Raw genomic sequence first — 24,653 nt, 5'->3', positions numbered from 1 at the left:
TGGCTCCGGTCTCGCTCATGATGCGGCTTCCGGTTTGGGATCGGCAGCTTCCAGCCAGTTGCGGATAAGGCTCAGACTGCCTTCAGGGTTCTGATCGATACGCTCCGCAACCTTGGCGATAATCGCCGCTCTTGCCTGTCCTTCAACGCCGTCAATTGCGATGGTATCCTGTCCGTCGTGTAGGGTGAGACTGTTGGATGTGTTGCCTTCCAGGCTTCCCATGGGTGAGCCTGTCAGACCTGTACCGTCACGGTTGAGTGACTCAAGCGCAGTCGGGTTGCCCGTTGTGATTGCCGGAAGACCGGTACGTCCCCGGCGTAGCAAAGGGCGCAAGGCAAAAAATCCTGCCCCAAGCACCAGGAGAACAGGTACGATCCATTCCGCAAGATACAGAAGATGATCTTTCGAGAAAAATCCGGGGGACGCAGGAAGCGGTTCGACGCCGCCATCAGGCATGAAGCGCATCGAGACAACTTCGACCTGATCGCCTCGTGCCTTGTCATAGCCGACTGCTGTTTTCACCAGGGTCGTTATACGGTCGATTTCGGTCTGTTCGAGGGGTTTCCAGGTTGCATTCCCCTTTTTGTCCTGAGCATAGGACCCGTCGACCATGACTGCGACGCTGATCTTGGCCACACGGGGATGAATCTGCGATACAACCCGCGTCCGTTTGCCTATTTCGTAGTTATTTGTTTCTTCGTCTCGCGTATCACTGGAGCCGGTGTGGCTGGACTGCCCGACATTGGCGTTAGGCAGATTATTGGCGACAGAGGTGTTGGGAGAGGCTTCGGTATTGACGCTTTTATCGGAACTGGTCTGTTGCGAGCGTAGTACCTGCTGATTGGGGTCATAACTTTCTTCGGTCTCATGTACCTCGTCATTATTGATAACGACGGCGGCCCGGGCGCGTACATGAGCACTCCCGAGTGTTGGAATCAGCATTTCCTCCACGGCCTGGGAAAGGCGGGTTTCTTCCGAATGACGGAATTTCTCAAAAACCGCTTCCTGACCGTCCTCACTATTGGGCTCGCCGGGCTTGGCCAGAACGTCACCTCTGGTATCGACTATGGAAATCGATTGGGGTCTCAGCCCCGGAACGGCGGCCGCAACGAGGTTCTGAATAGCCTGTATACCGTCGGGTGCAATACGCCCGGCACGGCCGATATCGATGACGACACTTGCCTGGGACGGATTGGTCTGTACCGAAAACAGATCCCTGTGTGGCAGGACCAGATGAACCCGGACATTGCGAACGCCCTGAAGAAGTCGGATTGAACGTTCGAGTTCGCCTTCCAGCGCACGCGTTTCATTGATATTCTGCTCGAACTGGGTACTGGTGAGCGTGGCACTTTTATCAAAGAGCTCATAGCCGACGCTGCCGCCATTGGGTAATCCGTCCCGGGCGAGTAACAGACGTGCTTGGCGACCTCATCCGGCGCAACGTAAAGGCTTGCCCCATCCGGAGAGGTAGAAGACCCGATATGGGCTTTTGTAAGATCTTCTACCATTCTGGCCGCCTCGGTCAGATCGAGATTGCCATACAGCAGCGCCGTAGGCTGTTGGGCCTTGCCAAAAACCAGGAATCCGAGAAAGGCAACAAGTGTTACCCCGACAGCGCCGAGGGCGATCAGTCGCGTGCGGCCCAGTGCCCTGAGTGATGAGAGAAAATCTTTCATCGATTTTTGTTTGTCAGGCCCGGGCCATGCAAGAGTCAGTATTCACGATAATCTCCAGAAAAAAGTATATTAAATAATACGCCAGGTTAATTGGTAATGATCAATTATTACATTGGTTTCTATTTATTTTGGATCAGGGCAGATAGGCATTTGTAGGAGGGGTCTGTTTGAGGGGCAGGTTCAGGCGGTTTGCGTTCTGGTCTTGTGTCAGGCCGGTCGGGCCTTCTGCAACCTGTCGTGCCACATTGGGCATAAGGTCCGGTCGACTCCAGCAATCGACTCCATTCCAGCTTTTCGTGCAATAGGGCTGAGGTGCGGGTGGGCGCTCAGGTGGTGCGCACCAGTCTTCGCCCTGCTGGATATAGCCGGCATTACAGTCACGTCCCGTAAGATGGCGTGCCACGTCATCGACAGCGCAGCCGCTTACCATACTTTCGAGCAGAAACAGCCCGATCATGACAGAAATCCGGGTCGCTGCGTGATGGTGTCGTGAAATCATGACATGCGTGCTGTCCTCTGACGCGTGTGCCAGTGACAGGGAGCAGAGCAGGCGAAAGCGTAGCGGCCAAAAAGCGTACGTCATGATCAGGTAGCCGGTTCTGCTGTAATCTTGTCGATTGCGTTCTGATTGCGCGTCGACTCCGTCTGGATGAGCTGGAAGGCGAGGTCGTAATCTCTCTGGATCTCGACAAGATGGGTGGTTTCCGAGACGGCATTGACATTGCTGCTTTCAAGCATTGCCTGATGCAGCTCCGGTGTAAGAACAGGCTGGGTTGGTGTCGTTGGTTTCAGGAGATACTGCCCTTCAGCGATCAGGGTCTGGGGATTTTTGACGGTGACAACACCAAGCATTCCCAGAGCACCGTCCTGTGTGGAAATAGTACCATCTTTTGCAATCGTGAAATCCTCATTTTCCTGTCGTAACACCAGATTACGGCTGTTTCGATCAAGAACAGGGTTTCCTGAACCGTCAGTAATTGTTCCATCAAGTCGACGCGTAAACTGACCATTTCTTGTCAGGCGAACACCCTGCGTCGTGCGCACGGCGAAATAACCCTCTCCATTTATCGCCACATCAGTCGGATTACCTGTGCTGCGTAATGGTCCCTGGATGGTGTCGCGAAATGTGGCCTTGTCCTGCGCATAAACCTGTTCTTTATCGCCAGAAATCTGCCCGGCACCCTTCTGATGAACCAGATATTGTGAAAATAGCTGCCGGGAGGTTTTGAAGCCGTCTGTATTCTCGTTCGCGAGGTTATTGGCGGTAATTTCAAGACCACGTTTCAGGACGTCTAACCTTGAAAGGGCAATATAGGCCGTACTATCCATGATAATCCATCCGGGCTTTGATCATGACGCCGGGGAAATCGACGTGCTGTTTCTTGTTCTGGTGTGCTGGCGGAAATCACTTCATCAGATTGATTGTGCGTGTAAGCATCGACCGGGTGATCTGCATTGTGTTCAGATTGGCTTCATAGGAATGCTGTGCTTCATGGGTATCGAGGATTTCGGTCATTGAATCGACATTCGGCATCTTGACCAGTCCGCTCGTATCGGCAGCAGGGTGAGAGGGGTCATAACGTGTTTCGAAGGCTGACTGATCCTGACCGATCTCCCTGACACTGACAGATGATGCGCCTGTATCGCGATCAAGCATTTCCCTGAAAGTAATGGTTTTTCGGCGGTAAGGGTCGGAACCAGGTGACGCGCCTGTCGTTTCGGCGTTTGCCAGATTCTCGGCCGCGACTTGCAGCCGTTTCGACTGGACCTGCATGCCGGCTGCGGAGATTCCGATCGTTTCAGAAAAATTCATGATAAATATCTATCCGGTCGAAGTTATGACGAGCCGAGTACAATGGAAAACATCGACATGTATGTACTGTAGGTATTTGTGGCCAGACGCTGCTGATCGTCGGTGGCGGTGATTTTCTCAAGCTCTGTTTCGAGATCGACCTGATTACCGTCCAGAGAATTATTCCCGGCATTGAGCGTTATGCTGCTCCGGGGAGCCGTTCCAGCAAGGTGATCTGTTTCTGTGCGCGCAAGAGATACCGACAGATGATCGTTCAGAATGCCGGCAAACTGTGAGACATCGTGTGCGGCATAGCCAGGTGTATTCGCATTCGCAATATTTCCTGCCAGAACCGATTCGCGGTTCTGAAGCCATTTCATACGTCTTGTTGCGAGATCCAGTACATCCGTGCCGGAATCATGAGTGGTAAATCGTGCCAGGTCTGCCTGCAGCATGGGTCTCTCACCGTTCCTGTGGCGGTATCTGTGGGACCGCAAGATATTTTTGACTATGGAAAGAGTTTAGTGCGCAACCTTTCGCATGAGAAGCGGAACTCTTGCCTGTAACAAAAAATTTCCGACTGTATATCATCGAATGGTATCATTTTGGTGAATGGCTCCGCCTTGAAGATGGCTCTGCCGCAGGAGCGAGAAGAGGCGGGCATGTCTATCATCCAGGCTGCGCGTGCCGACCAGCTCGGAAATCCAGCGCAATGCTGCATCATTACCTGCACGGGTGGCGTCAGAAGCGAGCCGAAGTGCCAGATCCTGCTTGTCCTTTTCCAGTGATCCATCGGGTTGGATCGTTTCTTCTGCCAGTCTCTGGAGCTCAGCTGTGGCAGCCATCCATTCATTCCGGTTTTCATGATCCTGTGCGCTCAGGAGGCGTGCTTCGGGCAGGGAGCTGGTTTTGAGCAAGGCAAGTCCTGTGGAACGATCGCCGTTTGCGAAGGCGATTCTGGCCTTGAGAAGAGTTCGTCTGGCTTGCAAGACGGCAGGAATTTCCGGGTTTTCTGTTTCGCTCAGTGCGCTGGCGGCCAGAGAAGGCTGCTGTTCTGCCAATGCAGCCTGTGCCAGAGAGGCCCCGGCTGCTGCTCTGGCGGGCGGGGATACCAGAAAGGGGACAGCCTGGGAAAGTGCCTTGACAGCATCGCCTGGCAGCCCGAGGGAAAGCATCGTTTCTCCATAGGCAGCAAGGAGAGCCGCGCGTTCCTCCCCGGGGGGGAGGGCGGGTATGTGAGCCTTCAGAAGAGCGGCATTCCGTATTTGCCGGGATCTGTCGAGTGTGGTGCTATCCTGGCTGGCGATACCCGTCAAAGCCTGCAAAAGAAGAGTATGGCGAAGCGTGGTATAATGAGACGGCCCGCTCTCAGGGACGCCCTGATCGATAATGTCGGCAGCTTTTTGCCATTGTTTGTCCTGGATATAGGCCTCGGCCTGCCTTAATCGCAGTTGTTTTTCCCGACCGGCAAGACGTGCATCGAGCACGAGATCGTCCAGTGCCCTGACCTCTTGCTCTGTTGTAAGGGTTCCGCGCTCTTGATCGATCCTTGTTTTTTCCTCGGCAGCTTTTTCGGCAATAATGACATCACGGCTGTTCGAAAGCATTTTCAGCACATCATAGGCATGATCTTTCTGTCCCAGTCGCCGGGCTGCAAGAGCCCTGGTGAACTGATAAGCGGGCTGATCAGGCAGATTGTCCAGAACAGGCAGATCGGCAACCCTGCCCCGTCGCGCAATGGCTTCGGCGGCAAGGGGCATGAGGATATCTCTGAGATTTGCAGGATAGGCGCGTAGCCGGTTCATATCCAGGGCGAGGCGATGAAGGCTCTGCTCATTACTCTGATCGAGTGCTTCGAGATACAAGGCGCGCCAGAGCTGGAGGGCACGTTGCTGTTGTTGAGGCCAGGGGCCATTCAGAGCGCTGGCATTTTCCGGAGAGCCTGCCAGTAATTCGGTTGCGGTTATCAGGAACCTGACCTCAGGGCGGCCGATTTCCTCGGGGTCGTCGCGCAGTGCAATCGAAAGAATCCCGCGCGCTTCCCTGAATGCTCCCATGTTGAGAGCAGTACGTGCGAGAGCTAGGCGGACACCAAAGCGGTCGGCAGGCTGGGAATCAGCGGCTCTCAGAAGATTTTTCCGGTAGCGTTTCAGCAGATCCTGATTGGGCAAGTCCTGCAGATCGAGCCATCTGAGATCGACATCATTGGCATAGACTGCTTGTCCGTCATCCACGAATTTCTGGCCATCCCTGTTCAGGAGCAGACCCGAAGATACGGTCACCAGTGAAACATCAGGATCATGCGCAGCAATGACCACCCCTTCCAGTGTCGGCCATACATCGTAGCCGTCTGCGTGCCTCATTGCGAGAATCCCGCCTTCATCAAGCAGGGATGTTCCAATCAGAAGTCGTGCGCCCGAGGCCGGGTCGGCAAGAGACAATACGCGTCCGCTGCGGCGCAGGGGATATAATATACCGTCGGTTACCGGGAGGGGGTTGATCACATGGCCGTCCGGTATTCCAGCTGGAGGCTTGTCGCCCAGAATCCAGCCATTTGCCTGCTGTGACAGATACAGGCGACGCGTATCAGGACGATGCAGCTGAATGACTGTTGCGTCGGGAAGCAGATTGACAGTCAGGGAAGAGAAAAAACCCGTTCCGTGGATCGCTTGCGTGTCCATCGGAAAGGCATTGTCCACGACGATCAGAAAGCGATCGCCGCTTTCAAAGGCTGCGATACCGATTTGGGGAGGAATCGGCAAAAGAATATGATCCACCATTTCAGGAGGAGAATTTGGCATGCCGGATAGGGTCCGGGTTTGATCCTGTTCCCTGACGGATGAGGTGGGAACAGTTCCCGGTTTTGCTTGTTGCGGTATTTCAGGAGAATGGGGTTTTGCCTCGCCGGGTGAAATATCCAGCACTTTGGCCCGCCACGAAGCCGGCAAGCCACTTACAAGCGCTTCCTGTTGTCCGCCCGGACCGTTTTGTGTGGGGGGTATGGCTGGTGGCGGAGCGGTACGCGCTGAATTCTTCTGATTATGTGCTGCGGCATGTCTGTGCAAAGGATGTGATGAATGTGCTGCGCTTGCCGTCTGAAGGGAAAGAACAGCAAGTACGGCTATAGCGCCTGATCGGACGCAATGCGTTCTGGTGCTGGACATGCTGATCGTCGGAAACACTATTCGCATTGCCGTTCTGAAATACCTGGGACAGTTTTTTCTGAAAATAGATTTTCAGGGTGTATCAATGAAAATATATACTTTCCGGGGAAGTCAGACGAGGAAGTCAATGGCCTGACTAAGGGGTGATGTTTTTTTATTTGTATCATTCGAGCCCAGGAAGGTGCCGTCTGCGGAAAACAGATTATCCGGCACGTTATTTGTGCCACTCGCGGAATGGAGGGGCACATTATGACCGCTTCTGGCAGCGCTATAGGCCTCATGTGAAGCGGCAACCGTTGTTTGATGCAGAACAGCGGAGAGTGACGATGCAGCAGTGATGTCCGTCATGATGACCATGCTTCTCCAGATATATGACCAGTTGAAACGATCAGAACAAAGCGAGGTGCCGATCACCCTGATCTTGTGTCCTATGGAAGACAGGGGAGCGTCATTTATGAGAGACACTTCATTATCCGGCACGGGTCTGAGCTGCCTAGCATGGAAAAACACAAGGAGATATATTTTTTTCAGAATGTGTCGCACCCGACATTCCGTCATATCCAGATACTCTGTTGTCGCCACACGAGAGGGTCTTGTTACCCTTGTCAGATTGCGAGAATCTTGTCTTGTTTCGCAACAAAGAGGTGGTGTTCATAGTAGGAGTGATGTAGGATTCCAATCGAACTTGGAAGACTGCTGGTGTAATATGTAAAGATATTATAAATATATTCGAAATAAATGTATAAAAATCATAATATAAGTAAAAAAAATAAACAGAATATTAATTTTTACTGTTCGTTCTGAAATCTGGTGGTGAATGCGATGCGTGTATTGTGTGTCGGTGAGAATGCCTCATGCGGGCGTCCTACTGAGGGGCTTTCCAGAGCGGCTATCGCAGGCTCATTTTCTCTCAGCACGGGTGAGGCTTCCGGTATTGTGGAAACGCTGAGAAGATCACATTACGATATTGTCGTTGTGCAACAATCGTCATCTGATGTGCGTATCGTGCGCCAGATCCGAAAAGGTAAAATCTCGGCACCGATCATCGTCATGCGTCAAAATGGGACTGATGAAGGGGAAGTTGATCTCTTTACAGCTGGTGCAGATGATTGCGTCGCTGAAAATACCGATCACAACGTGCTTCTGGCGCGTCTCAGGGCCGTTATCCGTCGCGCAGGGGGACATGATAGCCCGACATTGCATATTGGTCGCCTGCACGTTGGTATTGAGCGTCGCGAGGTGCATATTGACAGCACTGTTGTGCCATTGACGCGCAAGGAATATGATTTGTTTGTCCTGCTTGCCATGAGAAAGACGCAGGTTCTGAGCAAGGAGGTTCTTCTCGACAGTCTCTACAGCGGTGAGGATGAACCTTTCGGCAAGGTGATTGATGTCATGATCTGCAAGATCAGAAAGAAAATACGGGCTTTTGGCATCCGGGAGCCATTTACCACTCAGTGGGGAATTGGCTATCGCCTGAATGAAACGGCTTTTGCACCTGTGACGGTGACCTTGCCCAAAGATGATTATCATGTACGCCCGTCCGTACGCGAAAATTGCATACCCGTTCTCTCGGGGATCAACATGCTCGAAGTGTCGACGCCTGGAGAGAGGATCTGACCTGCATCAGGTGGAATCTGCTCCATAGAGGGGTCGGGTATCTTCAGTCACTGTTCCTCGCGACAACAGACCTTGTCGCGAGGAGAATGTTTTCAGCTTGCAGTGCTTCCGGTGTCGGTGCTGCTTTTTGAACCGCTCGTTGTGGCCGCTGTGAAATTGGTGATGTTTGCTAGTGGGATAGAAGTCTGACCCATTTCCACTTCGAGATCTGAGCTTCCTTTATGGACACCTGTCACCGTTCCCTTGATCGTAAAGGGAAGGTCAGACGTGGTACCGGTTGAATCGATTGTTTTGACCGAGACGCTATAGGCGCCATCAGCAAGTTGGGTACCGGAATTATCTGTACCATTCCAGCTCCAGTTATTGGTGCTGGATGCCGCTGTACCTGTATCGGTTTTGACAATTTTGCCGCTGGAATCGCTGATGGCGATTGCGACCGTCTGACCTTTTGTTGCTGAAAAGCTCAGAGAAGCAGAGCTGTTTTGCAGGGGTAGTGTCGTTGAGGTTGCCGTGGCCACCTGTCCGATCCATTGGCTCCCGGCGCTTAGCTGACTGCTTTCGTTGAGCGAAATCAGGGAGGAAAGCTTGGTGTTGGTCTGGACCTGCTGCTCCGTTCCGGCAAACTGTACCAGTTCTGATGTAAAGGAATCCGAACTCATGGGACTGCTCGGATCCTGGTGCTGAAGCTGGGTCGTCAACAAGGTCAGAAATGTCGTGTAGTTACTGGCCAGAGAGGAAAGGCCAAGACTGGCTGCGGAGCTGGAGTCTGACGAGCTGCCTGATGACGAGGAATTGGCTGAAGCTTTTGCTGTTGCTTCTGCTGCCTGTATCAGCTTGGTCTCGTTGCTGATCGTTGATGTACTCATAGGTCATACCCTTTGATAAGCGATTGCGAGGGGTCAGGCGGTTATGTTGACGCCGCCGTTAGCCCTTGTTGCCAATGGGGAAGGCGTAGAGCGTATGCCTGGCGAAACGGACCTGTCAGATGACTGCGTCTCCTGCCAGAAACGTGGGTTTGATGAGCCGTTCTGCTGGTTCTGCTGGGCATTACTTCCCGTAAAACCTCCGGAAAAATTCGGTTGGCCTGAAAAGTCATGATATGTGTGACCAGCATGAATATCGCTTGTCTGGAGCGGCATTGTCACGATGTTGATTGTGATCAGGCTTGTATCCACCCCGGCAGAGTTCATCGCATCGAGAAGCTCTTTTTTGCTGTTGGTCAGACGCTGTGTCATCAGATCATCCTGACTTTCAAGCGTAATACTCGTCGCCACGCCTCCTTCTGCTCCAAGAGTGAGGCGCACAGGGATATTGTCGTCTGTCTGCACTATCATAGAGAGAGTGCTGGGCGTCGCAGGCAGAGCTTTCTTTCCGTAGGAATCTGAACTGGTCGACGAAAATGTTTCGCCAGATGATTCTTGCGCACCAGGCGCAGGATTTGCAGGGCTTACGTGATTTGCGACGTAGGACTGAAATTCGGAAAGGCTGTGAACGATTGCCGAGATCGTTGCGACCGGCGTACTAGTCGGCATAGCCGACCTCGACCGCTCATCCGAAGCCTCAGCAGCACTTCGGTCTGATGGGGTATCCTGCGCTGTGCCGTCGTTGACAGCCATCGCGGGCGGAACAGTTTTCTGAGCCTCTTGGGAGGTCGAAACGGGAAATATCTCGGGTGAGAATACTGACAGGGGGAGCGCTGGTGATTTGATGACAGAACTGTCCGAAGCCTGACTTTTTGCTGCGGTTCTGCCGGAAGCGGGATGTGTAACTGGTTGCCCGTTGGCTTCTGTCACTGTTGGCGCCGTGGCAGGGGGGGATTCAGAGGAACATTTGACTGAGTGGCATTTTGCCGCTTGAGGGCAGACTGCGGTGATGCAAGAGCGGAAGCCCCAGCTGTGTTGATGCCTGCCTCTGTCTGGCCGGAAATGGTCGCGGCAAGGTTGGTGACGGGTGTAACATGCGACTCTGTTAACATGCAGGATGAAGTGGATACATCAGAAACACTCTTCTCCTGAGCCGATGTCTGGTTCGTTTGCATCACTTGAGATGAGGGTGAGGTTCTGCCTCCCGCCTCGGCTATGGATGGAGAAAAGGTCACTGTGGAACGTGTCGCCGTTGCCATTGACGGGAGCGAGGCCGGAAAGCTGTTTCCGGGTAGCTCCTGATGTTCGTTCCCTGACAGGGAGGACCCGGAAACCTGGGGGGTAAAAGATGTCTGTGCCACTGGGGCCGTCGTGCTGTCCTCGGGAGCATGTGACCCTGCCGGAGCCACAAGCTTTTTATTCTCATCCGTGATCGCCGCCCAGCCAGTCTGGACCGGGGCGTTTGGAGATGCTGTCCCGCTCTTGCTCAGCATGACATTTGCAATGCTGATTCCATCAGGCACGGGCAATAACGAGCCAGGCCTCACGGTTCTGGAAATGGTCTGCGACGCATCTGGTTCAGTTTGCTTCAATGTCGAGGAAAAATCGTCCCGGTTCGAAGGTTGTGTTTGTGACAACGCAAGGGGCGCGGCATCTGATACGTGAAAAGGAAGTGATTTTCCGGCCGGAATACCCGGTGAACCAAGAGAAGTGACGTTGCCTGTAGCTGGGAGAGGCCTGAAGCAGGATACTGTCGATGAGAAAGGGTAGTCCGGGCAATCACTGACTGTCATGGGCAAAGTGTCGGAACCAGACAAGGGACTCTGTGAGACAGGATTCTGGATCTGCGACGACAGAACGGAAATTTCTGCACTGATCCCCGGGGTGGCAATAACGGCGACGTCACCGGGATCGACTATGCCGGAATTGACGCTTTCAGATCCGGTATGCGTCAGCTTGTCAGAAACAGCATGATGTGTTTTTCCCGTTTGCACGGGCACGGTTGAGTGTGTGATGAAGCAGGCTCTCCCATCTGGCTGGGATTTTGGGCTGTCGCCTGTGTACCGGGGGAGGCGTATCCGGAAATGACGTAACCAAGACTGGTTGTACTAATGGTATTACTGTTCAGGATATTAAATGTTCTTGACCCAGAATGAGTTGGTGCGGAGATTTCCTTGCCCAGGTCTGGCTCTTCCGAACTGTCTGTTCCACGGGCAACCTGTAACTGTGCGCTGAAAGACCCGGAATCCTTCGTGGTGAGGCTTGCCTGAGTGAGCGTGATCGGGCTGGTCCCTGAATAAGGGCCAGTCTTCACACCTTGCGTGAGGTCGTCTGCAAGCGATGAGTTGGTACGAACTCTCATCATGAACTTTCGGCTCTGGAGTTTCGGCTCATGGTCAGTTTGCAGCCTGCGCTTCGGACAATGCCATATCCAGTTCGAAGAAGGTTGGCATAAATTGGGGAGGAATGTCTTTACGGCCTATTTCTGCACTGACTTGTGGCGGATTTCCCTGCAGATGCGCCACAAGCACGGTCTTGATGATGCCCTGATAACGCCCATCCTGAATGATGACCGCTTCATACGGGAGGCAAGTGGAGCGACAACGCCGTAGGAGAGCAGCACTCCAAGAAAGGTGCCGACGAGCGCACCGGAAATCATTTCTCCCAGGATCGCGGGTGGTTTGCTGATGGAGGCCATGGTTTTGATAACACCGAGTACGGCAGCCACAATGCCAAGAGCAGGCAGGGCGTCTGCAATTTCTGTCAGACTCCCCGGGATATGGAGCTTTTCCGATTCATTCTTGGCGAGTTCGCGTGCCATGACCTCATCGAGTTGATAGGCGTCTTCAAGATTGAGGCTGACCAGCCGGAGATAATCGCAGATAAGATTGCGTGTCTCCTGATCATCTCTGACTGCCGGAGAGAGGGAAAAGATCGTGCTTTCTTCGGGACTTTCGATATGGGCTTCAAGAGCCATGGCGCCCTTGGAGCTGGCCAGCCGAGTGAGTCTGAACAAAATGACCAGAAGGCCGACATAAGAAGCCTTGTCATGTCGCGGCCCTTTGAGCACCAGCTTGAAGTTATGGGGCAATTCCTTGAGAGCATCGAGGGAATTCGACATCACGAAAATGCCCAGCGCTGATCCGAGTATGGTCAGAAGCTCGAAAGGCATTGACGCAAGCAGAGGGCCGAGTACTCCTCCCGAGGCAGCGAAGGAGCCGAAAACGCAGATCAGGGAAAAGAGGAGCCCTCCGAGGAAAAGCATCTTGTAATGTCCGTTTCTATCTCAGATGTCGTTTCATAACAGGATGCGATGCTTCCTGGATCTCAACCGGGATCGATCTGCGTCCTGGCTTTTACTGTTGTGGCAATGCTGGCATTGGGTGGTGTCTCTAATGGCTGGCCTGGCTGGCCTGGCTGGATGGCGCGATAACAGGGGGGGTGTAGGGTGATCCTGTGAAAGGGTGAAGTCTGTGCATGACAATCACCACGCGTCGGTTGGCTGCTGCGGCAGGATTGGCCTCATCCGCCAAAGAGCGATCTGCCCCACCTGAGACATTGACAATCCGGGTGTCAGGATAGCCGGCCCTGACCAGAACTTCGCGCGCTCTGTCGGCGCGCATTGCAGAGAGGGTCCAGTTCGACATCGCGTTGTCGACCTTGCCATGATAGGGCGCCGCGTCTGTATATCCGACAACGGAGATCTGCTCGGGCATCGGAGCAAGCCATCTGGCAATTTCATCCAGCATGGCGCGCCCTGCCTTGTTCGGTACAGATGATCCCAGATCAAACATCGGTACGTTGTCAGTATCGTGCAGTTCGATCCTGACTTCGTTCTGTCCGTAGGAAATGTTCAGGTTGGCATTATGCGTGGCAATTTCGGGGTTGGCTCCGACGGCTTTCCCGATACTGGCGGCCATGTTCTGCAGGGCGGCCTGCTCAGCGTTAGCGGCATCGGAACCGATAATTCCGGTTTCCTTTGCCGCGCCGGTCATAGGCCCCCCGATCGGTACGATCGCCGCGACTGCCTCACGATATCCTGTGTGTCTGTGCTGATCCGTCTGTGGAAGGTCCTCCCGGGGGGAGGAGGCGCCATGGCTATGGGTTGGTACAGGTACGGGGCCCGTCGTATCGAAACGATCCTCATCGACGAGACGGTCGAAACTGCTGCCGGAGGTGGCTGGTGCGGGTGGGGTGTCGATCGGTTTGGTCGGTGGGGCGGCTGATTTTTCATCGGCAAGCGGATTGAAATAGGAAGCGATGCCGCGCCTCTGTTCGTCCGTTGTTGCATTCAGCAGCCACATGACGAGAAAAAACGCCATCATTGCGGTCATGAAATCCGCATAGGCGATTTTCCATGCGCCGCCATGATGGGCCTCGTGATCTCCGTCCCGCTTGCGCCGGATGATGACAGAGGGACGGTTTTTCTTTGCCATGAATGTCTAGCCGAGTCTGTCAGGCGCTCTTGAAATGCATCATGCCAAGTCGTGAGGACGGCTTGCCGTTGAAAGAAGCACGGCCTGCGTGGGTGAGTTCCACCGAAGTATCAAGCCAGATCTCTCCGCCCAGATCACGCCAGCGTTTGCAGAAGGTGAAATCTTCGCTCAGATAGGTACCTGTTTCCTGATCTATGCTTCCGTCGAAAAGAGCATGACATTCGCCGCCCTGATCGCCAGAAGCGGCATCGATGCGACGATAAGCTGTTTCAGGGTGATGTCTGATCATTGCGCTGATCGCCTGGCGGCTGATCATCATGAAGCCGGTGCCGGCATAATGGGTTCTGAAAAGGGGACCTTTTTCCCAGCTGGAATGCATGGCGTCGGTTTCGCCTACGTAGCGCAATGACGCGGTTTCCATCCCCTCTCCACGATTAAGATTCTCTTGGGTTCCACGATCCCAGAAACGGTCCTTGATCGGATAGAGGCCGGCAATGACATCCTTGCCGGCGGCCAGCAGGCGTGCCGGGGCTTCGGCAGGGAAGCCAATATCAGCATCGACGAAAAGAAGGTGAGAGGCATCCGAGCGGGTATAGAACTGATGCACGAGCGTATTGCGTGCCCGACTGATCATGCGTCATCGCCCAGAAGGGAAAGCGTCATCGGAATCCGGATGATGCTCGTGCACGCGATAATGGATTCCATATATTCCTGGGTGACTAGGCCGCCAAAACAGGGAGTGGCGATAAATATTTTCGCGGTCTGGTTTTCTGTAGGCTGCATGATCGTCCTGATCGCTCAAAGGATATGAAATATCCGTCAAAATGACGGGGATAAACCAAAGGAAGGCAAGTGCGGGCCTGTCGTATCAGACCTGTTGGATTATTTGTTTCAGGAAATGAATGTTTTGATTCCGTGCCTGTATCGGGCGAGTTCATCAAGCTCGGCATTTTCCCGGCGGCATGCAAGATCATTACGCTCTTTTACCCGACGCTGAAAGACACCTTGTGTGGCTTTGAGGGTCATCGTCACCTGCAGGGCTTCAAGTCGTGCTTTTTCAACCCCTCTCAGGGTTTGATCGTGCATTTCCCGGGCTGCGCCTATGGTATTGAGGCCTGTCGGGAACCAGGCCCGGAAATCGTCGAGCTCGCTTTGGCCTGTCTGCGCGATCTGACGTTCCTGCATCATTGTGGTTTCGGCCTGTTGCAGTGCTGCCCGCGCCTGGTGCTCGATCTCGCGCGTTGCCAAAAGCTCTCTGGCAGCGCGTGTTTTTTCTGATTCCTGTATCCTGATCAGGCCATGCAGGGCGCGCATCTGTCGGGTCATTGATGTATCCCCTGTGATGCCAGAACATTGCGAAGAGCCAGAAAGCTGTCTTCCAGCGATCGGTACTCGGGACGCGATTGCCGGAGGATTGTTTCGAGTTGGGGAGCTAGGCGAAGCGCCAGGTCAGAGCGTGCATCATTGCCTTCGCGATAGGCTCCAAGCTGAACGACATCCTGGATATCGTCCCAGATAGCCATATTGGCCCGAGCTTCCTGCACAAGAAAATTTTCTTCCGGGGTGTTGCATCCCGAGGCTGTTCTGGAAAGGGAGCGCAGGACATTGATAGCGGGATACCGGCCTGCTTCGGCAATTCTTCTGTCCATGACGACATGGCCGTCGAGTATGCCCCGTACGGCATCAGCGACAGGTTCATTGTGATCGTCGCCTTCAACCAGAACCGAATAGATTGCCGTAATTTGTCCGGCTGGCTTTCCATCGAGTGGTAATCCGGGGCCAGCTCTTTCCAGCAGCCGCGGAAGCTCGGCAAACACGCTTGGCGGGTACCCTCGTGTTGCAGGGGGCTCTCCCGAAGAAAGGCCGATTTCACGCAGGGCGTGGCAGAACCGCGTGACGCTGTCCATAAGAATGAGGACGGACTTTCCCTGGTCACGAAAATACTCTGCGATTGTAGTGGCCGTATAGGCAGCTTCACGACGCATCAGGGGAGGGGCGTCGGAGGTAGCGACGACGACTACAGCTTTGGCCAGACCTTCTGAACCAAGGTCATCTTCCAGAAATTCGCGGACTTCCCGTCCTCTTTCACCGACAAGGGCAATGACGGCAACATCGCAGTCGCAGTTGCGGGCCAGCATGCCCATCAAGGTCGATTTGCCTACTCCCGACCCTGCAAAAAGTCCCAGTCTCTGGCCTTCACGACACGTCGTAAACAGGTCGAGCGCGCTGACGCCGAGGGTCAGGCGCGGCCCCAGCCGTGCCCGTAACGCCGCTTCCGGTGGCCTGGCTCGGAGATTGCATGCCCTGCCTTTGGGTGAAAGAGGCTGTCTACCGTCAATCGGGCACCCAATAGGATCGATGACACGTCCGATCAGCCCGTCATTGAGGGTCAGGGCAGCACCGGCTCTGACCGATCGTTGGGCTGTTGGATACAGATGAAATACTGCCTTGCATCCTGCACCCAGTCCATCCAGCGGGCCAAATGGCATGGCGATGGCTTCCTTGCCACGAAAGCCGATGATCTCGGCATCGGTTTCTCGGCCATCAAGACCCATCAGAGTGAGGCGGTCTCCAATTCCTGTGAGATGGCTCATGCCTTCAATTGTAACCGAAAGGCCGATAACTGCTGTAATGCGCCCCTCGAGAATGGCTACGGGAACATCATCGAGGGACACATGAATATTGCTGGCAATTGTTTTCAGAGTAGAGATCGCATCGGAAAAAACCGCTTCCCTGCCTGAAGCATCGTGTAAATCTGCCTGATGGAGGTGCGGGGGCGTATCGTCTTGTAAGGAGGTCAAAACAGGCCCGAGTAAATGCTTGAGGAGGATGAGGACGAGTCATTGTCGCTGAAGAGGGCGAGTATGCCGGATTTCGACGTGTCGCCTCCAAACAGATCCAGCATATTGGCAGGCGTATCGGCAGGTTGAGGGGTTATTTGCAGCATTGTCAGATATTGTTCGGCGTATTTCTGTATCTGCTCCGGTGTCTTGAGTTTGCTGAAATCAATTTTCGAAGACAACATGCGTAGCTGCTGAGTATAGTTAAGCGCGCCGAATGTGGCGGGATCGTATCCTGACACTGTTTCGACCACTTTCAGCAATGTCTTGTCTGACATCAACTGGTTCATTGATGTGACGCCTGACATTTTTCTGGTAAAATACAGAGCATTGCCAACGCCGCTATCGGTATTATCGTCATTTGTCTCGAATTGCTGTTTCTCATAATCCGAGATGATCTGATTTACGGAAACACCATTGATCGTACTTTTGACGGTACTGTCTGTGGTCAATGCTGTCTGGACCGGTGCTGCGCTGGTCGACAGAGACGGCGCTTGCAGTGAGACGGTATAGCGAACGCCATTGACCGTTGCCGTGAGTGCAGGAATATCGTGAGTATATTGACCATTGACCTTGAGAAGATTGCCAGAATCGTCGAAATTCGCCGAGACCAGTGTACTGCTGACGCTGGAGCCGAACGGATCGACAATGTAGGCGTTCCAGGTGTCGGACGAGGTTGGATCCTGCGCCCATTTCACGGACAGATAGGTACGGCCAAGTGTCACGTTATTTGCGTCATTAAAGGACTGGCTAGGGTCAAACGGGGCCGTAAGATAGGTCTGGCCCGTCCCCCCGAGGGTGCCGATTGTTGCTGAAGGCATGGTCAGGGTTGTGCCTGAAGAACCTGCATTCTGCAGACTGACGGTCTGGCTTGTGCTGCTTGATTGAAAGCTGCTTCCCGCCATCGAGACGCCGTCCGTTGTACCCACCTTGCCAAGGGAAAGAGAGATCGCCTGAGCCGTTCCATTGGCATCGTTCAGTGTGATCGGAAGGGATAGAGTGCCGGAGGTGCTGGCAGAAACGGCGGCACCTGTCAGGGCATTCGTTGCTGAAGCCAGTGTGCCATCCTGATTGAATGTGACCTGGAAAGCGTTGTTACTGACGAGGGCATTGCCCTCTGCATCATAGGCAGACACATTCCAGCTCAGAGGATCTGTGCTGCTCTGAAGCCATTTGAGGGCGATCTGATGGGGAGCTGAGAGGTCATCATAGGCCGTAATGCTCGGGGATAGGTAACTCTGCCCTTTCCCGCTTGCAGAAGGAAGGGTAGCGGTAAGAGTAATCGTGTCTGTTGGCGTGTAGGTGGTACTCAGAGCGGTGGAACCGCTGCCATTGATAAAAGTTGTCTGTGAGGCGCCGCCCTTGTTTTGCCCCCAGACCTTGAAAGCATCAGCAAAAGCGAGCCAGGTTGCGTTCTGGGACGTGCGTGCCAGTGAAGTGCTTGAGCTCGGGTCCTGTGTCAGCAGGTCCTTGATGAGAGCGGTTGCATTGCTGTAGCCCTCCATCCCGAAAGCCCCAAGAACGAGTTTGAGTGAGGAATAATCCTTCAGAAGGGCATCTGCAGATGTAATGCCTGATGCTTTCTTCTCGAAAGCGGCTACAGCCTGTTTGGTGGCAATATCAGTCTTGGCATAATTGGACGCGGCTAGAGCTTCGTCCTTGATCGCTGATAGATAGCTCGCTACCGGGGAGACATTCGTGATGGTCATGAGACTGATCCTCGAATTTCTGCCCGGTTTCCCAGTGACCGGACGAGATGGGCGCCGAGCTTTCCCTTTGCGGGATGAGGGGCCCTCTCTGTCATATGAGAAGGGGTGTTGCAGGGGACACGATGATGATCCAGCAAGTCATGCTGGTTTGATGTCTAATTAGGCCAAGATGATTACCAAGAGGTTTCCGGAGGCGAAAAAATGCCCTCGGTATCAGTCCTGTGCCACCCGGTCACCAACACACATCAGCTTATTGTCTCGATCGTTTTGATCCGGGCGCGTGGATAGATTTCAGCCTGGGAAAGGACTGGTACGGTCGGGCGAACCCGCTCGACGATAGAGCGCATGGGATCTCGCACGGTTGACGAAACAACAATGACAGGAACCTCGCCGCTTGCCGAAACGGTATTAAAGGCATCGCGCAGCTTGCCGACAAAACGGTTCAGCATTGATGGCGGCATGGCCAGACGTCTTTCGTCTCCCTGACCGGCAATATGCGTCGCAAAATCATTCTCCCATTCCGGAGAGAGGGTGACCATCGGGATATAGCCCCCGGGGCCTTCCAGTCCGCTGCATATCTGTCTCGACAGGCGGATGCGTACGTGGCTGGTCAATGCCTGGATCCCGCGCATGCCGAGACCGCTCCCTTCCTGAATGCTTTCAAGGATTGTAGGAAGGTCACGTATGGACACACGCTCGGCCAGAAGCGATTGCAGCACACGTTGTACCGTGCTGAGAGTCACCTGGGACGGGATCAGATCACTGACCAGTTTCTGCTGATCGCGTGGCAGTTCGTCGAGCAAGGCCTGGGTTGCTACATAGGTCAGCAGATCAGGCAGGTTCTGCCTGACGAGTTCACTGAGATGGGTCACGAGTACGCTGGCCGGATCGACAACGGTACATTTCATGGCCACAGCGCGTGGCTTGAGTGCCGGTGCAATCCAGACGGCAGGCAGGCCAAAAGCCGGTTCTGTCGTTCGTTCGCCTTCAAGCTCCGGGATCCCACCCGAGGGGGTCATGGCCATCAGCCGACCGGGTTTGACTTCTCCCGAACCAATCGCGATTTCCTTGAGTTTGATGACGTAGCGTTCTGAAGGCAGAAGGATATTATCCTGTATGCGTATCGGTGGTGTGATGAACCCCATTTCTGCAGCAATGGTACGCCTCAATGCCTTGATCTGTTCGGTGAGCTGGGCATTATCACCATTGGTCATGGGCAGCAGGCCGAAGCCGAGTTCGAGACGGAGAAGATCCAGCTTGAGCACTTCCGAAATCGGTGTGGCATTTGGAGGAGGAGCGACCTCGCTTGCCTCGCTTTCTGCACTGTCCTGAACCGGTACTTTCCATCGCCACCAGGCAGCCGTGCCGGCCAATCCTGAAATGGCGAGGAAAGGCAAGGCGGGCAGGCCAGGCATCAGGGCGAAACAGCCTGAAAGAATTGCGGCCATCGCCATGGGTTTCGGGTTGCCACCAAGCTGTCGGACCAGGGTGACGTCAGCAGAGCCGGCGGTACCGCCTTTGGTGACCACGATACCTGACGCTGTTGAAACGAGGAGTGCCGGGATTTGCGAGACAAGCCCGTCACCCACTGTCAGTGTCGTGAAAGTGCTGGCGGCATCACTTATTGGCATACCGTGGCGCAGCACACCAATGGCAAGGCCGCCTACGATATTGATGGCTGTGATGATAAGTGCTGCGATAGCATCGCCGCGTACGAATTTCGCTGCACCATCCATGGCACCGTAGAACGAACTTTCATCTTCCAGCTCCCTGCGTCGCAGGCGGGCCGTACGGTCATTGATGGCACCAGAGGAGAGCTCTGCGTCAATGGCCATCTGTTTGCCTGGCATTGAGTCGAGAAAGAAGCGTGCTGCAACTTCTGCAATACGTCCTGATCCCTTCGTAATGACCATGAAATTCACAACAAGCAGAATGCTGAAAACAATACCGCCGATAACGACATCGCCACCCATCAGAAAGCCGCCAAATGCTGCCACCACATGGCCAGCGGCGTAGGTTCTCGCTGCCATGGCTGAGAATGAGACGTGTGGTCGCAATTTCCAGAGAGAGGCGCAAAAGCGTTGTCAGAAGCAACAGGGTTGGAAATGAGGTGAATTCGATAGGGCGTTCCAGGAACAGCGACACCATCAGTACAAGGACGGAAGAGGTTATGGATAATGAAAGACCCATATCCAGAATAAATGTCGGAAGTGGAATGATCAGAATGGATAAAAGTAACAGAACACCGATAGCAAGACCCACATCGGTGCCAGGAATGGCGCTCGCCATGAGGATTTGTAGCTGCCGCTGCGCCATGATGACGAAGCGCGTGTCATCTGGCCTGAAAGCGCCGAAAAAAGCTTGGTTGTGACAGCTTTGCCGGGATATGCCTTGTGAGATCCGGGGTCAGGAGAGCCTTTCGCGGTATCCAAGATATCCGTTTCCCTTCCCTGGACTGGGGTGCATTTTACCGGGCGATGAACACACAGTCAGCAGGATTATGTTGTGTCTGGTGAGGTAGTCTGTGCCTTATCCGGCACGTGCATTTCCCGAGACAGGTATCCTGAGTTCCGGGGGGAAGCAAGATATTAAGTACGAGACGCCTGTTCCTCCTTTTGGATGGGGGCTGATATGCAGAAAGAGATGGATGACCAGATGAGCCAGGGTACTGAAAATGTCGACGGCCCGGAGAATGGCTCTTCAGTTGAAGAGGAATGGTGGAAGATTGCCGGCTCGCCACCTGATGCGGCCCGGTTCTCTCAGTCATGCGAAACATTATTTCTGGCAGGCAATGGTGTTTCCGGGCTTCAGCGTATCCTCGAGACAGTGTCAGTTCATCAGGAGGCCATTCTTCTGTCTCTGGCAGGCGCCACGCTCGTTTTGCGTCATACGTCCAGATACGAGATCGTAGAATTGCTCCTCCGGAATGTTCTGCGTATCGACGCTGATCACGTGGTGGCGCAATGCTTTCTGGCTTATGTCAGTATTGTCCGGGGGGATGTAGCCGAGGGGTGCGCCTCTTTTGCCACTCTCATGAACCGTCATCCGGATCAGAGAACCGAGATCGGGGAATTCGTCTCCATGTCCCTTCTGGAGGTCGGGTATCCTGTCGAGGCGCTCAACGTGACGATGTCCCTGTTGCGCGAGGGGAATATCAGTGACTCTCTTCTGAACAACGCTGGGTGCGCGCTTGAGCGACTCAATCGTTCGGATGAGGCGTTGGCCTTTTACGAGAAAGCTCTCCAGATCAATCCCGGACGCAAGGAAGTTGCTTTCGGTCATGCTTGCGCTTGATCAAGGCAGGACAGTTCGAGAAGGGATGGCCTCTCTACTTCGAGCGTGAGTTACAGATATCTGCCCGTCAGAGTGACTTGCTGGCCCGAAAAAGACTCCGGCCGGAACATGTGCTGACAGGCAGGCATGTGCTGCTGTTCCAGGAGCAGGGGCTTGGCGATACGATACAGTTTATCAGGTTTGCAACGGATCTGGTGCGACGTGGGGCACGTATTACTGTCCATGTTCCCGCCAGTCTTACCCGCTTGTTTCGTCAGTCCTTTGCCAATCTGACCGTGCTCGACGCGACGGTTTCTCCTGATCTGGAAATATTTGACTATGTCGCTCCGATTCCCGATCTGCCTTATCTGTCAGGGATGCATACGGTACAGGATATTCCGGTAAACGTACCGTACCTGAAAGCTGATCCATTGGCAGTGGCGCAGATCAAGACAACACTTCCTACCGACAAGCCTCGTATTGGACTGGTCTGGGCAGGTGAACGCCGCACACGATCGGAATTTGCGCTGGCCGACAAGCGTCGTTCGATCAGTTTTGAGGAAATGGTAGCTGAGATGCTGCCGGTTGACGCGACTGTGGTCAGTTTGCAGTTTGGTCCTGCGCGCGATGCGTTGAAGGAGTGGGAGGGCCAGGAAATTGTCGATCCGATGGATGCGGTTTCTGATATGGCTGATACTGCGGCAATCATGCAGACACTCGATCTGATTATATCGGTTGATACCTCTCCTGTTCATCTTGCCGGTGCGCTAGGCTGTCCGGTCTGGTTGATCAGCCGCTGGGATGCCTGCTGGCGCTGGGGCGATGACGGTCAAGGAAGCCCCTGGTATCCGACCATGCGTATTTTTCGTTCGCGTGAACGTTCTTTTGCCCCTGTGCTGCAGGAGGTAGGAAGGGCCCTCCGTCTCTGGGTTGAGATGAGGCAATCCCGATAATGTCAGCCCGTTGGTCTGGCCAGGGGGGTAGGCATGCTTCGATAGGAGGCAAGACCGCGTCCTTTCATGCCTGTCATTCCGGAGTGATGGGCCAGAGGCTGGGTGATATGGGAAAACCCCGTAAAAGGATGAAAATTCCTGATGACAGGAGCTGATGGAGATTCCTCCGCAGCCGCAAGGGTATTGGAGGATGGTTCTTCCTCTGAGTTGCCCTGTGTCGCCCTGCCCGGGTGCTTTGTCGAGGCCCGGGGGGTGATAACCTCATCCTGTGGAATGGCCCAGGTTTCCAGAACCTTCCATTGATAGGGCGTACCCAGACCGGGGGTCTGGGAATGATAGGCTGCTGCTGCTCTTGGCCAGCTGCCTGTCTTGTCATGCAACTGAACGAGAAAATGTCCGGCGAACAGGGCATTGCTCACAGGATCAAAAGCCTGATCAAGGGAAGAGAACGCTTCGGGATGTTGTTGCAGATTGATCTGCATGCAGCCAACATCAATGGAAGTAATGCCTTGTTGGCGAAATTCAGCGGCTGCATTGATGGCGTCAGATCGGGTTGTATAATAATGACCGGTTCCGTTGGCCATGATTGTCCAGGGCCAGGCAGTGAGTCGTCCGTCTCCATCTTTTTTGCCGCTCTCTACCCGACTGATCGCATACAGGAACCCGTCAGGAATATGATAAGTACGTTCGGCCTGACTGGCTGCTTCGCGGCAGCGCTCTGTCTCTCCATTCTGAGCGAATGCGTGCGAGCATGGGTTTTGTGCCAGCAAGATCACACCTAGAGTGGAGACAGAAAAAAAGATGCGCATGATTACGACGGCACTCAGAGTATGAATTTGCGCAAGGCTGCGCCTGACCTCGTCGAAGACAACAAAAAAGCTGTCCCTGAGGTGAGATATCAAGCCAATCCTGGGCCTGTGTATCGCAATGCTACAAGGTTGCCCTCCACTTTGATACGCTCCATCGCATGTGTCACGTAAAAATCTCATGAAGAGAAAGCTGGTGATCAGATGATGTGGGCAGGCGCTGTTGAAAGTTGCACGAACGTATCGTAGGGTTGGAGCAGATACACGCTGGCTGGAATTGTCATGCGGTTTACGGAATATTATCAATCTGCATAGATATTATTGTCGCGAGATGCCGGCTCATATCGCTGTCCGGTCGTACGAGGAGTAACCTCGGAGACAATATGGGTGGGGGTCATCTTGCTGAAGCGCCGGACAGGTTTTGCGCTGTTGCTGGCAATGGTTCTGCCATTGCTGGGATATGCTCCTCCTTCTTGGGCAACATCTGTGCGGATCAAGGATATTGTCGATTATGAAGGCGTACGTGACAACCAGCTGGTTGGTTACGGTCTGGTTGTCGGTCTGAGAGGAACGGGTGACAGGCTGACGAATACGATCTTCACGCGTGAAACCCTGATCAGCATGCTCAACCGGCTTGGCGTGAATATCCGTGATCGTGAGATCCAGCTGCAAACACATGACGTTGCCGCTGTTATGGTAACCGCGACGCTGCCTCCTTTCTCTCATGGTGGCGGGCGTATCGATGTGACTGTTTCCGCTGTTGGTGATTCGCGTGATCTTGCTGGCGGTACTTTGCTGGTCACGCCCCTCCAGGCCGCCGATGGCGAGGTGTATGCCGTTGCCCAAGGCTCCCTTGTTACCAATGCCTTCGCTGTAGGTGGCGCTGCCGCTTCGGCAACGCGTAATATTCCGACAACGGGTCATATTGCCAATGGTGCCGTAGTGGAGCGCGAAGTCCCGGTTGTATTGGGTAATGGCGGTATTATTCACCTGTCTCTTCGTAACCCCAATTTCACAACTGCCAACCGTATCGTCAACGCCATCAACAGATCGATCGGACGTGGAATGGCGCGTATGGACGATCCTCGCACGATCGCCGTCAACATGGCCGGGCGTGATGCGCCTTCATTGCTCTATCGTATAGGCGATCTGACGGTAGAACCCGATACGATGGCCAAGGTGATTGTCGATGAGGCAAGCGGGACGATCGTCATGGGTGATAATGTACGTATCAGCACGGTGGCAATTGCTCAGGGCAATCTGACAATTCAGGTGACAGAGACACCGCTCGTCGCGCAACCCGCTCCTTTTTCGAACGGTACGACAGCGATTGTCCCGAGAACACAGATTGATGCCAGTACGGACAGTTCTCATCGTCTTGGTATTCTGCGCGAAGGACCAACCCTGGCGAGCCTTGTTTCAGGGCTCAATGCGCTCGGGATGGGTCCACGTGACATGATTGCCATTTTGCAAGCCATCAAGGCCGATGGCGCCCTGCAGGCAGATCTGGAGGTTCGATAG

The 24,653-nt window shown here is 54.1% G+C and carries 21 protein-coding genes and 2 pseudogenes; 4 read left to right on the top strand and 19 right to left on the bottom strand.

Going from position 1 to position 24,653, the window contains the following annotated elements:
• Positions 1-15: 15 nt before the first annotated feature.
• The 7 genes from fliF to JCM25354_RS04880 all read right to left on the bottom strand — a co-directional run bounded on the left by fliF (position 16) and on the right by JCM25354_RS04880 (position 7,097).
• A complete protein-coding gene (gene fliF / locus JCM25354_RS16785; RefSeq protein WP_243443915.1) occupies positions 16-1,413 on the bottom strand; it encodes a flagellar basal-body MS-ring/collar protein FliF in 1,398 nt (465 codons plus the stop codon).
• 396 nt (positions 1,414-1,809) lie between these two features.
• Entirely contained in the window at positions 1,810-2,259 is a 450-nt protein-coding gene (locus JCM25354_RS04905) for a hypothetical protein (RefSeq protein ID WP_243443908.1), read from the bottom strand.
• Between the two features lie 2 nt (positions 2,260-2,261).
• Positions 2,262-3,005, bottom strand: coding sequence for a flagellar basal-body rod protein FlgF (flgF, locus tag JCM25354_RS04900; protein WP_025885182.1), 744 nt, complete (start codon positions 3,003-3,005; stop codon positions 2,262-2,264).
• 76 nt (positions 3,006-3,081) lie between these two features.
• The gene (gene flgC, locus JCM25354_RS04895) at positions 3,082-3,489 is read right to left on the bottom strand and encodes a flagellar basal body rod protein FlgC (RefSeq protein ID WP_025885181.1); all 408 of its coding nucleotides are present in this window, start codon (positions 3,487-3,489) and stop codon (positions 3,082-3,084) included.
• 23 nt (positions 3,490-3,512) lie between these two features.
• Positions 3,513-3,923, bottom strand: a complete 411-nt coding sequence (locus tag JCM25354_RS04890) for a flagellar basal body protein (RefSeq protein WP_025885180.1) — start codon at positions 3,921-3,923, stop codon at positions 3,513-3,515.
• A gap of 132 nt (positions 3,924-4,055) precedes the next feature.
• A complete protein-coding gene (locus JCM25354_RS04885; protein ID WP_148301392.1) occupies positions 4,056-6,632 on the bottom strand; it encodes an ATP-binding protein in 2,577 nt (858 codons plus the stop codon).
• Positions 6,633-6,743: 111 nt separating this feature from the next.
• Positions 6,744-7,097 carry a hypothetical protein gene (locus JCM25354_RS04880; RefSeq protein WP_148301391.1) on the bottom strand — a complete coding sequence of 118 codons (354 nt, stop codon included), beginning with the start codon at positions 7,095-7,097 and terminating at the stop codon, positions 6,744-6,746.
• A 357-nt stretch (positions 7,098-7,454) separates the two neighbouring features.
• On the opposite strand from JCM25354_RS04880, the gene JCM25354_RS04875 reads away from it, so the two are divergent.
• Entirely contained in the window at positions 7,455-8,252 is a 798-nt protein-coding gene (locus JCM25354_RS04875) for a response regulator transcription factor (RefSeq protein ID WP_035446792.1), read from the top strand.
• A 92-nt stretch (positions 8,253-8,344) separates the two neighbouring features.
• On the opposite strand, the gene JCM25354_RS04870 is transcribed toward JCM25354_RS04875, so the two are convergent.
• The 11 genes and pseudogenes from JCM25354_RS04870 to flhA form a co-directional block, all read right to left on the bottom strand.
• Positions 8,345-9,118, bottom strand: a complete 774-nt coding sequence (locus JCM25354_RS04870; RefSeq protein WP_025885176.1) for a flagellar hook assembly protein FlgD — start codon at positions 9,116-9,118, stop codon at positions 8,345-8,347.
• A 33-nt stretch (positions 9,119-9,151) separates the two neighbouring features.
• Entirely contained in the window at positions 9,152-9,586 is a 435-nt protein-coding gene (locus JCM25354_RS20985; protein ID WP_148301390.1) for a hypothetical protein, read from the bottom strand.
• Positions 9,587-10,041: 455 nt separating this feature from the next.
• Entirely contained in the window at positions 10,042-10,638 is a 597-nt protein-coding gene (locus JCM25354_RS20980; protein WP_148301389.1) for a hypothetical protein, read from the bottom strand.
• An 873-nt stretch (positions 10,639-11,511) separates the two neighbouring features.
• A pseudogene (gene motA / locus JCM25354_RS16780) lies at positions 11,512-12,380 on the bottom strand (flagellar motor stator protein MotA).
• Between the two features lie 127 nt (positions 12,381-12,507).
• A complete protein-coding gene (locus tag JCM25354_RS21310; RefSeq protein WP_025885173.1) occupies positions 12,508-13,551 on the bottom strand; it encodes a flagellar motor protein MotB in 1,044 nt (347 codons plus the stop codon).
• 19 nt (positions 13,552-13,570) lie between these two features.
• The gene (locus tag JCM25354_RS16775; RefSeq protein ID WP_243443907.1) at positions 13,571-14,185 is read right to left on the bottom strand and encodes a hypothetical protein; all 615 of its coding nucleotides are present in this window, start codon (positions 14,183-14,185) and stop codon (positions 13,571-13,573) included.
• Complete coding sequence (locus JCM25354_RS22205) at positions 14,182-14,334, bottom strand: hypothetical protein (RefSeq protein WP_243443906.1); 153 nt, start codon at positions 14,332-14,334, stop codon at positions 14,182-14,184. The genes JCM25354_RS16775 and JCM25354_RS22205 overlap by 4 nt, the downstream gene beginning before the upstream one ends.
• Positions 14,335-14,442: 108 nt before the next feature.
• The gene (locus JCM25354_RS04840) at positions 14,443-14,877 is read right to left on the bottom strand and encodes a hypothetical protein (protein ID WP_025885172.1); all 435 of its coding nucleotides are present in this window, start codon (positions 14,875-14,877) and stop codon (positions 14,443-14,445) included.
• Complete coding sequence (locus JCM25354_RS04835) at positions 14,874-16,244, bottom strand: FliI/YscN family ATPase (protein ID WP_035446788.1); 1,371 nt, start codon at positions 16,242-16,244, stop codon at positions 14,874-14,876. The genes JCM25354_RS04840 and JCM25354_RS04835 overlap by 4 nt, the downstream gene beginning before the upstream one ends.
• Before the next feature lie 104 nt (positions 16,245-16,348).
• A complete protein-coding gene (locus JCM25354_RS19955) occupies positions 16,349-18,100 on the bottom strand; it encodes a DUF1217 domain-containing protein (protein ID WP_025885170.1) in 1,752 nt (583 codons plus the stop codon).
• A 245-nt stretch (positions 18,101-18,345) separates the two neighbouring features.
• Positions 18,346-20,436: pseudogene (gene flhA, locus JCM25354_RS16765) on the bottom strand (flagellar biosynthesis protein FlhA).
• Between the two features lie 319 nt (positions 20,437-20,755).
• Between flhA and JCM25354_RS19950 the strand changes: the two are divergent.
• Both JCM25354_RS19950 and JCM25354_RS19945 read left to right on the top strand, forming a co-directional pair.
• The gene (locus tag JCM25354_RS19950; RefSeq protein WP_159103452.1) at positions 20,756-21,394 is read left to right on the top strand and encodes a tetratricopeptide repeat protein; all 639 of its coding nucleotides are present in this window, start codon (positions 20,756-20,758) and stop codon (positions 21,392-21,394) included.
• Positions 21,391-22,326, top strand: a complete 936-nt coding sequence (locus JCM25354_RS19945; protein ID WP_051537225.1) for a glycosyltransferase family 9 protein — start codon at positions 21,391-21,393, stop codon at positions 22,324-22,326. Before JCM25354_RS19950 ends, JCM25354_RS19945 begins: the two co-directional genes overlap by 4 nt.
• Before the next feature lie 2 nt (positions 22,327-22,328).
• Here the strand turns inward: JCM25354_RS19945 and JCM25354_RS04815 are convergent, their stop codons facing one another.
• The gene (locus JCM25354_RS04815; protein ID WP_025885169.1) at positions 22,329-23,228 is read right to left on the bottom strand and encodes a transglycosylase SLT domain-containing protein; all 900 of its coding nucleotides are present in this window, start codon (positions 23,226-23,228) and stop codon (positions 22,329-22,331) included.
• 342 nt (positions 23,229-23,570) lie between these two features.
• Here JCM25354_RS04815 and JCM25354_RS04810 point away from each other — a divergent pair, with 342 nt between their 5' ends.
• The gene (locus tag JCM25354_RS04810) at positions 23,571-24,653 is read left to right on the top strand and encodes a flagellar basal body P-ring protein FlgI (protein ID WP_084294638.1); all 1,083 of its coding nucleotides are present in this window, start codon (positions 23,571-23,573) and stop codon (positions 24,651-24,653) included.

Source organism: Asaia prunellae JCM 25354, assembly GCF_000613885.1.
Taxonomy (GTDB): Bacteria; Pseudomonadota; Alphaproteobacteria; order Acetobacterales; family Acetobacteraceae; genus Asaia; species Asaia prunellae.
Note: the sequence above shows the minus strand (reverse complement) of the source record. Positions and strands in the feature narration are given on the sequence as shown.

Excerpts from the sequence above, each read along its gene's own strand:
- JCM25354_RS04905 (WP_243443908.1), bottom strand. The coding sequence starts at position 2,259 with ATGACGTACGCTTTTTGGCCGCTACGCTTTCGCCTGCTCTGCTCCCTG.
- flgF (WP_025885182.1), bottom strand. The coding sequence starts at position 3,005 with ATGGATAGTACGGCCTATATTGCCCTTTCAAGGTTAGACGTCCTGAAA.
- flgC (WP_025885181.1), bottom strand. The coding sequence starts at position 3,489 with ATGAATTTTTCTGAAACGATCGGAATCTCCGCAGCCGGCATGCAGGTC.
- JCM25354_RS04890 (WP_025885180.1), bottom strand. The coding sequence starts at position 3,923 with ATGCTGCAGGCAGACCTGGCACGATTTACCACTCATGATTCCGGCACG.
- JCM25354_RS04885 (WP_148301392.1), bottom strand. The coding sequence starts at position 6,632 with ATGTCCAGCACCAGAACGCATTGCGTCCGATCAGGCGCTATAGCCGTA.
- JCM25354_RS04875 (WP_035446792.1), top strand. The coding sequence starts at position 7,455 with ATGCGTGTATTGTGTGTCGGTGAGAATGCCTCATGCGGGCGTCCTACT.
- JCM25354_RS04870 (WP_025885176.1), bottom strand. The coding sequence starts at position 9,118 with ATGAGTACATCAACGATCAGCAACGAGACCAAGCTGATACAGGCAGCA.
- JCM25354_RS20985 (WP_148301390.1), bottom strand. The coding sequence starts at position 9,586 with ATGATAGTGCAGACAGACGACAATATCCCTGTGCGCCTCACTCTTGGA.
- JCM25354_RS21310 (WP_025885173.1), bottom strand. The coding sequence starts at position 13,551 with ATGGCAAAGAAAAACCGTCCCTCTGTCATCATCCGGCGCAAGCGGGAC.
- JCM25354_RS16775 (WP_243443907.1), bottom strand. The coding sequence starts at position 14,185 with ATGATCAGTCGGGCACGCAATACGCTCGTGCATCAGTTCTATACCCGC.
- JCM25354_RS22205 (WP_243443906.1), bottom strand. The coding sequence starts at position 14,334 with ATGCAGCCTACAGAAAACCAGACCGCGAAAATATTTATCGCCACTCCC.
- JCM25354_RS04840 (WP_025885172.1), bottom strand. The coding sequence starts at position 14,877 with ATGACCCGACAGATGCGCGCCCTGCATGGCCTGATCAGGATACAGGAA.
- JCM25354_RS19955 (WP_025885170.1), bottom strand. The coding sequence starts at position 18,100 with ATGACCATCACGAATGTCTCCCCGGTAGCGAGCTATCTATCAGCGATC.
- JCM25354_RS19950 (WP_159103452.1), top strand. The coding sequence starts at position 20,756 with ATGAGCCAGGGTACTGAAAATGTCGACGGCCCGGAGAATGGCTCTTCA.
- JCM25354_RS04810 (WP_084294638.1), top strand. The coding sequence starts at position 23,571 with ATGGTTCTGCCATTGCTGGGATATGCTCCTCCTTCTTGGGCAACATCT.